Annotated in this window: 10 protein-coding genes and 1 pseudogene; 7 read left to right on the forward strand and 4 right to left on the reverse strand. The window is 59.4% G+C overall.

Features of this window, described 5'->3' with window-relative positions; genetic code table 11:
- Position 1 precedes the first annotated feature (1 nt).
- From ENTCL_RS06845 to ENTCL_RS06865, 5 genes are all read left to right on the forward strand, one after another.
- A complete protein-coding gene (locus ENTCL_RS06845) occupies positions 2-850 on the forward strand; it encodes a TauD/TfdA dioxygenase family protein (RefSeq protein WP_013365381.1) in 849 nt (282 codons plus the stop codon).
- A gap of 74 nt (positions 851-924) precedes the next feature.
- Positions 925-1977: a beta-keto acid cleavage family enzyme gene (locus tag ENTCL_RS06850; protein ID WP_013365382.1), complete on the forward strand. Its 1053-nt coding sequence runs from the start codon at positions 925-927 to the stop codon at positions 1975-1977.
- 110 nt (positions 1978-2087) lie between these two features.
- Positions 2088-3425, forward strand: a complete 1338-nt coding sequence (locus ENTCL_RS06855; RefSeq protein WP_013365383.1) for an MFS transporter — start codon at positions 2088-2090, stop codon at positions 3423-3425.
- 66 nt (positions 3426-3491) lie between these two features.
- Complete coding sequence (locus ENTCL_RS06860) at positions 3492-4193, forward strand: CoA transferase subunit A (RefSeq protein WP_013365384.1); 702 nt, start codon at positions 3492-3494, stop codon at positions 4191-4193.
- A 1-nt stretch (position 4194) separates the two neighbouring features.
- Positions 4195-4827 (forward strand): CoA transferase subunit B, encoded by a 633-nt coding sequence (locus ENTCL_RS06865; protein WP_013365385.1) that lies wholly within the window; start codon positions 4195-4197, stop codon positions 4825-4827.
- Positions 4828-4877: 50 nt separating this feature from the next.
- Here the strand turns inward: ENTCL_RS06865 and prpE are convergent, their stop codons facing one another.
- The 4 genes from prpE to prpB form a co-directional block, all read right to left on the reverse strand.
- Positions 4878-6770: a propionate--CoA ligase gene (gene prpE / locus ENTCL_RS06870; protein ID WP_013365386.1), complete on the reverse strand. Its 1893-nt coding sequence runs from the start codon at positions 6768-6770 to the stop codon at positions 4878-4880.
- 40 nt (positions 6771-6810) lie between these two features.
- The gene (locus ENTCL_RS06875) at positions 6811-8262 is read right to left on the reverse strand and encodes a bifunctional 2-methylcitrate dehydratase/aconitate hydratase (RefSeq protein WP_013365387.1); all 1452 of its coding nucleotides are present in this window, start codon (positions 8260-8262) and stop codon (positions 6811-6813) included.
- Between the two features lie 17 nt (positions 8263-8279).
- Positions 8280-9449 (reverse strand): bifunctional 2-methylcitrate synthase/citrate synthase, encoded by a 1170-nt coding sequence (gene prpC / locus ENTCL_RS06880; RefSeq protein WP_013365388.1) that lies wholly within the window; start codon positions 9447-9449, stop codon positions 8280-8282.
- A gap of 111 nt (positions 9450-9560) precedes the next feature.
- Positions 9561-10442 (reverse strand): methylisocitrate lyase, encoded by an 882-nt coding sequence (prpB, locus tag ENTCL_RS06885; RefSeq protein ID WP_013365389.1) that lies wholly within the window; start codon positions 10440-10442, stop codon positions 9561-9563.
- A 263-nt stretch (positions 10443-10705) separates the two neighbouring features.
- Between prpB and prpR the strand changes: the two genes are divergently transcribed.
- The gene (prpR, locus tag ENTCL_RS06890) at positions 10706-12325 is read left to right on the forward strand and encodes a propionate catabolism operon regulatory protein PrpR (protein ID WP_013365390.1); all 1620 of its coding nucleotides are present in this window, start codon (positions 10706-10708) and stop codon (positions 12323-12325) included.
- Positions 12326-12365: 40 nt separating this feature from the next.
- Positions 12366-13404 (forward strand): annotated as a pseudogene (locus ENTCL_RS22770) (IS3 family transposase); the annotation flags it as partial.
- Between the last annotated feature and the right edge of the window lie 22 nt (positions 13405-13426).

The raw sequence follows: 13426 nt of genomic DNA on the forward strand, positions 1-13426 counted from the left end.
CATGCGTGTAGAACAACTGACCTGCCATATCGGCGCTGAGCTGAGCGGTGTTCGTCTGGCCGACGCCATTCACGATGCGGGCCTGTTTACCGAGATCCGCGCGCAGCTGCTCAAACACCGGGTCCTGTTCCTGCGCCAGCAGGAGATCAGCCGTGCCGAACACGTCGCCTTTGCCCGATTGTTCGGCGAGCTGGAGGATCATCCGGTGGTGGGCAGCGATCCGGACCACCCCGGTCTGGTGCGTATCTACAAAACGCCGGACGTGGTGAATGAGCGCTATGAAAATGCCTGGCACACCGATGCGACCTGGCGCGAAAAACCTCCGATGGGGTGCGTGTTGCGCTGCGTCGAAAGCCCGCAGGTGGGGGGAGATACGCTCTGGGCCAACATGGTGGTGGCCTACCAGAACCTGCCGGAGGAGGTCAAACAGAAGATAGCAGGCTTGCGCGCCTACCATAGTCTGGAGGCCAGCTTCGGGGCGGTCAAACCCATCGAGCAGCGGCTGGCGCTCAAGGCGCAGTTCCCCGACGCGGAGCACCCGGTGGTGCGTACCCACCCGGACACGGATGAGAAGATCCTGTTCGTCAACGCCTTCACTACGCACTTCAGCAACTACCATACCCCGGAGCATATTCGCTACGGGCAGGACTACAACATGGGCAGCAGCGACCTGCTGCGCTATCTGATAAGCCAGGCCTACCTTCCTGAATACCAGGTGCGCTGGCGCTGGCAGCCCGGCAGCATAGCCATCTGGGACAACCGCAGCACCCAGCACTATGCCGCCATGGACTACCCGGCCTGCCACCGCAAGATGGAGCGGGCTGGGATCATGGGCGACAGGCCCTTCTAAAGTGAACCTCCACTCCGGGCGAAGCGGTCCGGGTGGACCAACGACTCATCAAGACCCTTGCAAGGAGAGAATAGATGCAATTTTTTGACGATTCCCTGCACCCGGAGAACATGGAAAAGATCGTGATCACCGTGGCCCCTTACGGCCCGGAGTGGGCGCCGGAAGACTTCCCGGAAGACATCCCGGTCACCATGGGGGAGCAGATCCAGAAGGCGGTGGACTGCTACGAAGCTGGCGCGACCGTGCTGCACCTGCATGTGCGTGAACTGGACGGTACAGGCTCCAAGCGCCTGTCCAAGTTCAACGAGCTGATAGCCGGGGTGCGCAAGGCCGTGCCGGACATGATAATCCAGGTCGGCGGCTCCATTTCCTTCGCCCCGGAAAGCGAGGGCGAGGCGGCCAAGTGGCTGTCGGACGACACCCGCCACATGCTGGCCGAGCTGACGCCGAAGCCGGATCAGGTCACGGTCGCCATTAACACCACCCAGATGAACATTATGGAGCTGCTCTACCCGGAATACCTGGAAGGCACCTCCCTGGCCAACCCGGGCTTGCAGGCCGCTTACAGCGAGATGACGGTGCCGGCGGGTCCGGCCTGGGTGGCAGAGCACCTCAGACGTCTGCAGGCCCATGGCATCCAGCCGCACTTCCAGTTGACCGGTATGCACGCCTTCGAAACCCTGGAGCGACTGGTGCGCAAGGGTATCTATATGGGCCCGCTTAACCTGACCTGGATCGGCATCGGCGGCGGTTTCGATGGCCCCAATCCGTACAACTTCATGAACTTCGTCCAGCGGGCGCCTGATGGCTGCACTCTGACCGCAGAATCCCTGCTCAAGAACGTGCTGCCGTTCAACATGATGGCCATGGCCATGGGTCTGCACCCGCGCTGCGGCATCGAGGACACCATCATTGGCCAGCACGGTCAGCGCATGAGCTCGGTCGAGCAGATCCAGCAGTGCGTGCGGGTAGCGCACGAGCTGGGTCGCGAGGTGGCGAACGGCAAGGAGGCGCGCGCCATCTATCGTATCGGCGTTCAGTACGACAGTATCGAACAGACCCTGCAGGCCAACGGCATGGCGCCGAACCGCAGGGCTGGCGAGAAAGGCGTGCCGCAACGCGGCTAAACGAGGCGTGCCGCCCCACCACAGCGGATGGGGCGGCCTGACGGGCACGGTTCGCAAAAAGGTCGTTGTCCTGAGCGCTATGCGCCGCAGGTAGATGAATAAGGGGCTTTATGGCTACGTATCATATCAACAACGATGACGAAGCAAGCAACGTTACCGTTTCGCGCCGTTATGCCTGGGTCGTCTTTGCGCTGACCTTTGGGCTGCTGATCTCCGACTATATGTCGCGTCAGGTGCTCAACGCCGTCTTCCCCATGCTCAAGGGCGAATGGGCGCTCACGGATACTCAGCTTGGCCTGCTCAGCGGCATAGTGGCGCTGATGGTCGGGTTGTTGACCTTCCCGCTCTCCCTGCTGGCGGATCGCTTCGGCCGGGTGAAGAGCCTGACGCTGATGGCCATGCTGTGGAGCCTGGCGACCCTGGGCTGCGCCGTGGCCCAGAGCTACGAACAGATGTTCGCCGCCCGCTTCCTGGTCGGCGTAGGGGAGGCCGCCTATGGCAGCGTCGGGATCGCCGTGGTGGTCTCCGTCTTCCCGCGGGATATGCGGGCTACCCTGTCAGCCGCTTTTATCTCCGGCGGCATGTTTGGCTCTGTGCTGGGCATGGCTTCCGGGGGCGTGCTGGCCTCTCTGCTGGGCTGGCGGCTGGCCTTTGCTGGCATGGCGCTGTTCGGCCTGCTGCTGGCGGCGCTCTATCCCATTATCGTCAAGGAAGCGCGCATTTCGCCGGTGGGGGGCGTAGCGCGTCCTGCCCCCGAGGTCTACAGCAAGTCGCTGCGTACCCTCTATTCCAGCCGCTCCGTGATTTCGGCCTATATTGGCAGCGGCTTGCAGCTGTTTGTCGGCGGGACCGTCATCGTCTGGATGCCGAGCTACCTCAACCGCTATTACGACATGGGCACGGATAAGGCGGGGAGCGTAGCCGCCGTCATCGTGCTGTGCAGCGGCGCCGGGATGATCCTCTGCGGCGTCCTGAGCGACAGGCTGTGCCGGGATCGGCCGGATCGCAAGATAAGCCTGGCCATCTTCTACAGCCTCAGCAGTTGCGCTCTGCTGTCGCTGGCATTCGCCCTGCCGACCGGCATGCTGCAGCTGATCCTTATCTGCCTCGGCATGTTCATCGCCACCGGCACCTCGGGCCCGGCGGGCGCGATGGTCGCCAACCTGACCCGCGCCAGCGTGCACGGCACGGCTTTTGCCACCCTGACCCTGGCCAACAACCTGCTCGGGCTGGCCCCCGGCCCCTTCATCACCGGACGGGTCTCCGACCTCATCGGCCTGAATAACGCCTTCCGGCTGGTGCCGCTGGTCAGCATCGTGGTGGCCGCCGTCTTCTTCTATGCCAGGCGCCACTATCACAAAGACATAGCCAGGCTGGAGAGTGATTCACCGCTGCCTGCTGTGCGCGAACCTGGCGTCGGTACCCACACCACGCAGGCGCGGACATGAACCGAATGATGAAAGGAACCGCACGATGACTGTCGGGCAAGTAGACGAACCACAGGAGAGGCATCAATGAACAAGGTTTATCCCAATGCCCACGCGGCCCTCGCGGATCTGGTACAGGACGGTATCACCATCGCCTCGGGCGGATTCGGCCTGTGCGGCATCCCCGAGCTGCTGATCAAGGCGCTACGCGAGACGGGCAAGCAGGGTTTTACCATTATCAGCAACAACTGCGGGGTGGATGAGTTTGGTCTGGGGCCGCTGCTGTACAGCCGTCAGATCAAAAAGATGATCTCCTCCTACGTGGGGGGAAACAAGGAGTTCGAACGTCAGTACCTGGCCGGCGAGCTGGCGCTGGAGTTCACCCCCCAGGGCACCCTGGCCGAGAAGCTGCGGGCGGGCGGGGCGGGGATCCCCGCCTTCTTCACCCGCACCGGCTACGGCACCCTGGTAGCCGAGGGCAAGGAGACCCGTCAGTTCGACGGCGAATGGTATGTGATGGAGCTGTCCCTGACCGCCGATCTGGCGCTGATCAAAGGCGCCAGGGCAGACAAGGCGGGCAACCTGATGTTCAACAAGACGGCGCGCAACTTCAACCCGCTCTGCGCCAGGGCGGGGCGGGTCTGCGTGGCCGAGGTGGAGGAGATAGTCGAGGTCGGCGAACTGGCGCCGGACGAGATCCATCTGCCCGGTATCTATGTGCAGCGGCTCGTCCTGAACCCTCATCCAGAGAAGAATATCGAAGTGCGAACAGTGAGAAAGGACGGATAATATGGCCTGGAACCGTGAACAAATGGCGCAACGCGCCGCTCTGGAGCTGCAGGACGGCTTCTATGTTAACCTGGGGATCGGCTTGCCGACCCTGGTGGGCAACCATATTCCTGATGGTATGGAGGTCTGGCTGCAGAGCGAAAACGGCCTGCTCGGCATCGGCCCCTTCCCCGACGAAGACGAGCTGGATCCGGATCTTATCAACGCCGGCAAGCAGACCATCACCACCTTGCCCGGCAGCAGCTTCTTCGACAGCGCCGAGAGCTTCGCCATGATCCGCGGCGGCCGTATTGACCTGGCGCTGCTCGGCGCGATGCAGGTTTCGGCGCGGGGCGATCTGGCGAACTGGATGATTCCGGGCAAGATGGTCAAGGGCATGGGCGGCGCCATGGATCTGGTGGCGGGCGTCAAGCGGGTGGTGGTGCTGATGGAGCACTGCGCCAGGGACGGGGCGCACAAGATCCTGGCGAACTGCGATTTGCCGCTGACCGGAGTCGGGGTGGTGGATCGCATCATCAGCGATCTCGCGGTGCTGGATATCACCTCCGATGGCCTGCGTCTGGTGGAGATGGCTCCCGGCGTCGAGTTTGAGGCGCTGCAGGCCGCCACCGGCTGCCCCATACTGCGCTGGTGATCATGTTCTCGCCGGTGAGCGTACGCTCACCGGACGAGCTGTGTTCAGGTTTATTCCGTGGGTGCAATTACCTGACGAATCTGCTGCAACGAAGCGGGATCGTCGAGGGTGGTCAGATCGCCAGGGTCGCGGCCTTCGCAGATAGCCTGGATCGTTCGCCGGAGCATTTTCCCGGAGCGCGTTTTCGGCAGCTGTGAGACGAACCAGACGTGAGCGGGGCGACCAAAGTGGCCTATCTGGCTATCCACCAGCGCCATGATCGCGCGCTCTTCACTGTGCGCGACATCGCTATCCTCCAGGGTATCGCTCTGTTTGGGGATGACAAACGCGACCGCCACTTGCCCCTTCAGTACGTCTTTCACCCCAACGACCGCCACTTCAGCCACATTCGGATGGCTGGAGATACTCTCCTCTATCTCCCGCGTACCCAACCGATGTCCGGCGACATTAATCACATCATCCGTGCGGCCGAGGATAAAGTAATAGCCGTCGGCGTCGCGGATCCCCCAGTCAAAAGTGGCATACATCTGGCGTGAAAACTGCGACCAGTAGGTATTGATGAAACGTGAATCATCCCCCCAGATGGTCTGAATACAGCCGGGGGGGAGAGGTCCTTCGATGGCCAGCATTCCTTTCTCGTTGACGCCGCAGGGCGCGCCGGTCGCCTCATTGAGCAGCTGCACGTTGTAACCGTACATCGGTACGCCGGGGCTCCCAAGGCGCGACGGCCTGTCATCCAGCCCACGGGCGATCGCCATAATTGGCCAGCCGGATTCGGTCTGCCAGTAGTTGTCGATAACCGGAACGTCCAGCGTCTGCGTTACCCACGATGCGGTGGGCTCATCCAGCGGTTCTCCCGCCAGATACAGCGCCTCCAGCGAGGAGAGATCGTAGTTGCGGATCTGCGCCGTCGGGAACTTCTTCAGTATCCGGATGGCGGTCGGCGCGGAGAACATCCGGTTGACCTGATATTTCTCCACGATTTTCCACCACACGCTGCAGTCAGGGTAGGTCGGCAGGCCCTCGTAAACAATGGTCGCCATCCCCGCCAGCAGCGGGGCGTAGACAATATAGGAGTGCCCAACAACCCAGCCGATATCCGAGGCGCAAAAGAACACCCCACCGGCTTTGCCGCCAAAAATGGTGTCCATGGAGGTGGCCAGCGCCACCGCGTAGCCGCCGACGTCGCGCTGGACCCCCTTGGGTTTTCCGGTGGTGCCGGAGGTGTAGAGAATGCAGGAGGTTTCGTTAGACTCAAGCCAGGTCACCGGTACCTGCGCGCCGAGGTGCTGCAGGTACAGGGTGGCGAAATCGAGATCGCGCCCGGCAACCCGCGGCATTTTCGCCAGCCCGCGATCCACCAGCAGTACGTGGCGCGGCGGATACTGCGCCTGGGCGATGGCGTCATCAAGCAGCGTCTTGTACGGCAGGGTTTTGCCGCCGCGAACCCCGGCATCCGCCGAGACAATCAGCACCGGCCTGGCATCGTCAATCCGCGCCGCCACGCTGTGCGAGGCAAAACCGCCGAATACCACCGAGTGGATAGCGCCAATGCGTGCGCAGGCCAGCAGCGTAATGTGCGCCTCAGCAATCATCGGCATATAAACCAACACCCGGTCGCCGCGCTTCACGCCCAGCGACAGCAGCATCGACGCCACCACATTCACTTCATTATGCAGCTGACGGAAGGTAAACGTCCGCTCCTCTTCGGTTTCAGAAGAGACGGCGATCAGCGCCAGCGCATCCGGCTGTTTATCCAGCCAGCGGTCGATGGCGTTGTGGCACAGATTGGTCGTACCGCCGCAAAACCAGCGGGCAAACGGCGGATGATGGTGATCAAGCGCCTGTGTAAACGGCTGCTGCCAGTCAATACGCTGGGCCTGTTCGGCCCAGAATGATGACGGCTGCGCAATGGAACGCTGATAAAATTCGCTAAAAGACATGATGTTCTCCTGGTGAACCTACGCCTCATCGCACGCCGCTTTAGATGACATAGAGGTCCATATACTCATTGACCGGCATCTGCTCAAGACGGCTTCTGTCCAGAGAGACCTCCAGAATGCGCTGCTGCTGACGGGACGGGAACTGGCGCGCCAGGTTGATTTTGAATTTCTCGATAAGCTTCGGAATACCGTCTTTACGACGGCGCGCGTGGCCGATCGGGTATTCCACGACCACTTCGTCAAAGCGCGTTCCGTCGGTAAACGTCAGGGTGATGGCGTTCGCGATGGCGCGTTTTTCCGGGTCGTGATAGTCGGCGGTGAAGGCCGGATCTTCGCAGCAGCTCATCTTCTCGCGCAGGGCATCGATACGCTTGTCCTGCGCCACGCCGTCTTCATAATCCGCCGCCGTCAGGCGTCCGAACAGCAACGGGATCGCCACCATGTACTGAATGCAGTGGTCGCGGTCGGCCGGGTTGTTCAGTGGGCCTTTCTTGTCGATGATACGAATGCAGGCTTCGTGAGTGCGAATGGTCACTTTCTCAATATCTGCGGCGGTTTTACCCGCTGCCTGCATTTTCTGATAAAGCGTCATTGCGGCTTCAACCGCCGTCTGCGAGTGAAACTCCGCCGGGAAGGAGATTTTGAACAGCACGTTTTCCATGACGTAAGAACCGTACGGACGCTGGAAGCGGAACGACTCGCCTTTGAAAGAGACATCGTAAAAACCCCAGGTTTTCGCGGTCAGCGCCGACGGATAGCCCATCTCGCCGGTTTTCGCCATCAGCGCCAGACGTACCGCGCGGGAGGTGGCATCGCCCGCCGCCCAGGACTTACGCGTCCCGGTGTTCGGCGCATGGCGATAGGTGCGCAGAGACTGCCCGTCGACCCAGGCCAGAGACACGGCATTAAGGATTTCGTCGCGGGTGAGCCCCAGCATTTCGGCCACCACCGCCGTTGAGGCCACTTTGACCAGCAGCACATGGTCGAGTCCCACGCGGTTGAAGGCATTCTCCAGCGCAATACAGCCCTGAATTTCATGGGCTTTAATCATACCGGTCAGCACCTGCTTCATGGTCAACGGCGCTTTTCCGGCGGCGACGGCGTTACGCGACAGCCAGTCCGCCGTCGCCAGAATACCGCCAAGGTTATCGGACGGATGGCCCCACTCGGCCGCCAGCCAGGTGTCGTTGAAATCGAGCCAGCGAATCATCGCGCCAATGTTAAATGCCGCCTGCACAGGATCGAGCTGAAACTGCGTTCCCGGTACGCGGACGCCGTTTGGCACCACGGTTCCCGGCACAATTGGCCCCAGCAGTTTTTTACAGGCCGGATATTCCAGCGCTTCCAGACCGCAGCCCAGGGTGTCGAGGAGACAATAGTGGGCGGTGTCGTACGCCACTTTCGACGTGATGCTATAGTTCATAACATAGTCAACGATATCAACGATCTCGCGGTCGAATTCCGGACGCGTATTCATAATTTGAGCGGACATAGGGTCGGTTTCCTTTTTTATTTGCGTTGATCCAGAGGGATGAAGGCGCGGTCTTCCGGGCCGGTGTAATTAGCGGAAGGGCGGATGATTTTATTGTCCTGACGCTGTTCGATGATGTGCGCCGCCCAGCCAGTGACCCGGGCGATGACGAACAGCGGGGTAAACATTTCGGTCGGGACGCCCATCATGTTGTAGGAGACCGCTGAGAACCAGTCGAGGTTGGGGAACATTTTTTTCGACTCCCACATGACCGTCTCCAGACGATCGGCGATGTTGTACATCTTCAGCGAACCGCCTTCCTGGGAAAGCTGCTTAGCCACGCGCTTGATCACCTGATGGCGCGGGTCGGCAATGGTGTAGACCGGGTGGCCAAAGCCAATCACGACCTCTTTATTTTCAATGCGTTTGCGGATATCCGCTTCAGCCTCTTCCGGGGTTTCATAACGCTGCTGGATTTCCAGCGACACTTCGTTAGCGCCGCCGTGTTTCGGCCCGCGCAGCGCGCCAATCGCGCCGATAATCGCTGAATACATGTCAGAGCCGGTACCCGCAATCACCCGGCTGGTGAAGGTTGAAGCGTTGAACTCATGCTCGGCATACAGCACCAGCGAAATGTGCATGGCCTTTTCCCAACTGGACGACGGTTTTTCACCGTGCAGCAGGTGCAGAAAGTGGCCGCCGATGGAGTCATCGTCGGTTTCCGGCTGGATGCGCTCGCCGTTGTGGCTGTAGTGATACCAGTAGAGGAGGATGGAGCTGAGCGAGGCCAGCAGCCTGTCGGCGATATCGCGGGCGCCGGAGACGGTATGTCCTTCTTTTTCTGGCAGCGTACAGCCCAGCGCCGAGACGCCAGTGCGCATTACGTCCATCGGATGCGACGCCGCGGGCAGCGCTTCCAGTACCGTACGCACATTTGCCGGCAAGCCGCGCAGCGCTTTCAGCTTGATTTTGTAGGCCTGAAGCTCGTCGCGGTTCGGCAGCTTGCCGTGAATCAGTAAATGCGCGACTTCTTCAAATTCGCAGTGCCGCGCAAGGTCGAGAATATCATAGCCGCGGTAGTGCAGATCGTTGCCGCTTTTGCCCACGGTGCACAGGGCGGTATTTCCCGCAGGCACGCCGGACAGCGCGACGGACTTTTTTGGCTTCATGACCGGGATATTGTTTTGCAGGGTGGTTGTGTCGTTCATATTGTCCTCGTCATTATTTTAATGTGTAGGGTACTGAGGGGGTACGTTTCGTAGGCCTGATAAGGCGCAGTCGCCATCAGGCAATGCCGGATGGCACTACGTTTATCCGGCCTACTTTTTGGTATACAGCGCGTCGAGCCTCTCTTCGTACTGGTAGTAATTGATGCTTTCGTACAGCTCGTTGCGCGTCTGCATGATGTCGATAACGCTCTTTTGCGTTCCTTCCTGGCGCAGCACGTTGTAGACCTTTTCTGCGGCACGGTTCATCGCGCGAAATGCTGAGAGCGGGTAGAGCGCCATCGCTACGCTGGCGCTGCGCAGTTCATCGGTGGTGAACAGCGGGGTGGCGCCGAATTCGGTAATGTTGGCGAGGATCGGCACCTGCACCGCGTCGGCAAACTGGCGGTACATCGCAAGCTCGGTGATCGCCTCCGGGAACAGCATGTCGGCCCCGGCTTCGATATAGGCCCGCGCACGATCGATGGCCGCGTCCAGCCCTTCCACCGCCAGCGCATCGGTACGCGCCATGATCACAAAATCAGGATCGGTACGGGCATCCACCGCCGCGTGAATGCGATCAACCATCTCTTCTTTGGATACGATCGCTTTATTCGGGCGATGCCCGCAGCGCTTGGCGCCAACCTGGTCTTCAATATGCAGCGCGGCCGCCCCGGCTTTGATCATCGATTTCACGGTACGCGCGACGTTGAACGCGGAGGCGCCAAAACCGATATCGGCATCCACCAGCAGCGGCAGCGGGCAAACGTCGGTAATGCGGCGAATATCAGTCAATACGTCGTCCAGGGTGGAGATCCCCAGGTCCGGAAGCCCCAGCGATCCTGCCGCCACGCCGCCGCCGGAGAGGTAAATCGCCTGATATCCGGCCCGCTGCGCCAGCAGAGCATGGTTGGCATTGATGGTGCCGACGATTTGTAACGGGTTTTCTTTGGTGAGCGCCGCGCGAAACGCCTGGCCCGGAGAAAGTTGCGACATAGTTCGTCCTTTTGTTATCAACTTGTTACTTAGGTCGATTAACATAAAGCAAGGGCTATGCCAGAGACGAGTATTGTTAAGCTATTTTGTCGTTAACTCTGATAATTCAATTGATTAGATGATGAAAAAAATATCGCATCGTTTTTCACATGGACAAAAGCGTGTCAGCTAACGTTTCATGAAACAAACTAGATGTTTCATTGAAACATTGATGAAACACGACTAAACCAAAAGCTCGACCCTTTAAACAGAGCCCGAGACTTATGGCAAATACGCACGACGTTCAGCGCGACAATCACGACAAGCCGGTTATCTGGACGGTTTCGGTCACTCGTCTTTTCGAGCTGTTTCGTGATATCAGCCTGGAGTTCGATCACCTTGCGACCATCACCCCCATCCAGCTTGGTTTTGAAAAGGCGGTGACCTATATCCGCAAGAAGCTGGCGACCGAGCGTTGCGATGCGATCATCGCGGCGGGCTCCAACGGCGCATATTTAAAAAGCCGTTTATCCGTGCCGGTTATCCTGGTAAAACCCAGCGGCTTCGATGTTCTGCAGGCGCTGGCGAAGGCCGGTAAACTGACCTCTTCCATTGGCGTTGTGACCTATCAGGAAACGATCCCTGCGCTGATCGCCTTTCAGAAGACCTTCAGTCTGCGCCTGGAGCAGCGCAGCTATATCACCGAAGAGGATGCGCGTGGGCAGATAAGCGAGTTAAAGGCCAGCGGCATTAAAGCGGTGGTCGGTGCCGGGTTGATTACCGATCTGGCGGAAGAGGCCGGGCTGATCGGCATCTTTATCTACTCCGCGGCGACCATACGTCAGGCGTTTAATGATGCCCTCGACATGACCCGGCTGACGCAGGTCACTTTGCAGCGTAACCGTCAGCATCCTTCCGGCAGCACGTTGCGCCCCCGCTATGAACTCAGCGATATGCACGGCCACTCGGCGTCGCTGGAGCAGGTCCGTCACGCGATTATGCTGTACGCCCGCTCAGGCGCGGCGGTTTTGATTCAGGGCGAAACCGGTACAGGTAAAGAACTGGCGGCGCAGGCCATTCATCGCGAATATTTCACCCGCCAGGGTAGCCGCGGCGACAAGCGTTCGCCGCCGTTTGTCGCCGTCAACTGCGGGGCAATCGTCGAGTCGCTGCTGGAAGCGGAGCTGTTCGGTTATGAAGAGGGCGCATTTACCGGCTCGCGGCGGGGAGGGCGCGCCGGATTGTTTGAAATCGCCCACGGCGGGACGCTGTTTCTTGATGAGATTGGCGAAATGCCGCTACCGTTACAGACCCGGCTGCTGCGCGTACTGGAGGAAAAAGCGGTGACCCGAGTGGGCAGTCACCAGCCGATCCCGGTCGACGTGCGGGTGATTAGCGCCACCCACTGCAATCTGAAGCAGGCGATGAACCGGGGGCAGTTTCGTGCCGATCTGTTTTACCGTCTCAGTATTCTGCGTCTCGATCTCCCACCGCTGCGTGAGCGGCAGGCCGATATTCTGCCACTGGCGGAAGAGTTTTTACAGCAATCGCTGACGGCATTAGACGCGCCGTTTTCCGAAATGATGCGTGATGGATTAGCGCAAAACCAATCGTTACTACTCAACTATGGCTGGCCGGGAAACATTCGTGAGCTGCGCAATATGATGGAGCGTCTGGCGTTGTTTTTAAGCGTCGAACCGATGCCCAATCTGAGCACGCATTTACTGCAACACCTGTCACCGGAGCTGGCGATAACCGCTGAGGAGTCACCTTCTGCCTTCCCGGAACAATCCCCGGCCACGGTACATCAAGTTCTCGCCCGGTTTCATGGCGATAAAATGGCCGCCGCGCGGTATCTGGGGATCAGCCGTACCACCCTCTGGCGGCGGTTAAAGCAGGAGTGATCTTTTACATGTAAGGGGAGCTCATTGATCCTACCCACCAATATATGAATCCCAGCTCTATGCCTGGCGAAGCAGGCAGCAACAGCAAATGACATCGTCATAACGTGAAAGTGAACTGGCTGCTGAAAATGCCCGCCTCAAACGCCAGTTGGCGGAGCAGGCAGAGGAACTGGCCATTCTCCAAAAGGCCGCGACATACTTCGCGAAGCGCCTGAAATGAAGTATGTCTTTATCGAAATACATCAGGCTGAATTCAGCATTAAAGCCATGTGCCGTGTTCTTCGGGTTGCCCGCAGTGGCTGGTATGCCTGGTGTCACCGGCGTGTGAGGATAAATTCACGTCAGCAGTTTCGTCTGAGCTGCGACAGCGTTGTACGCGAGGCTTTTACTCAGGCAAAACAGCGCTACGGCGCCCCCACGTCTGACAGATGAACTGCATGCTCAGGGTTACCACTTAGCGTGAAAACCGTGGCAGCCAGTCTTTGTCGTCAGGGACTGCGGGCGAAGGCCTCGCGGAAGTTCAGCCCGGTAAGTTACCGTGAGCATGGTTTGCCGGTGTCGGAGAATCTGCTGAAGCAGGATTTTTACGCCAGTGGCCCGAATCAGAAGTGGTCGGGAGACATCACATATCTGCGCACTGATGAGGGCTGGCTCTATCTGTCGTCATTGACCTGTGGTCACGTGCTGTTATCGGCTGGTCGATGTCGTCACGGATGACGGCACAGCTTGCCTGCGATGCGCTACAGATGGCGCTGTGGCGGTGTAAGCGACCACAAAATGTCATCGTTCACACGGATCGCGGGGGCCAGTATTGTTCAGCGGATTATCAGGCTTTGCTGAAGCGGTATAATCTGCGCGGGAGCATGAGTGCAAAGGGCTGTTGCTACGATAATACCTGTGCGGAAAGCTTCTTCCACTCACTGAAAGTCGAATGCATCCACGGTGAACGCTTTATCAGTCGGGAGATCATGCGGACGACGGTATTTAATTATATCGAGTGCGATTACAATCGCTGGCGTCGTCACAGTACCTGTGGCGGTCTCAGTCCGGAACAGTTTGAAAACCAGAACCTCGCTTAGGGCTGTGTCTACATTACGTGGG

This window comes from [Enterobacter] lignolyticus SCF1 (assembly GCF_000164865.1).
Lineage (GTDB): Bacteria > Pseudomonadota > Gammaproteobacteria > Enterobacterales > Enterobacteriaceae > Enterobacter_B > Enterobacter_B lignolyticus.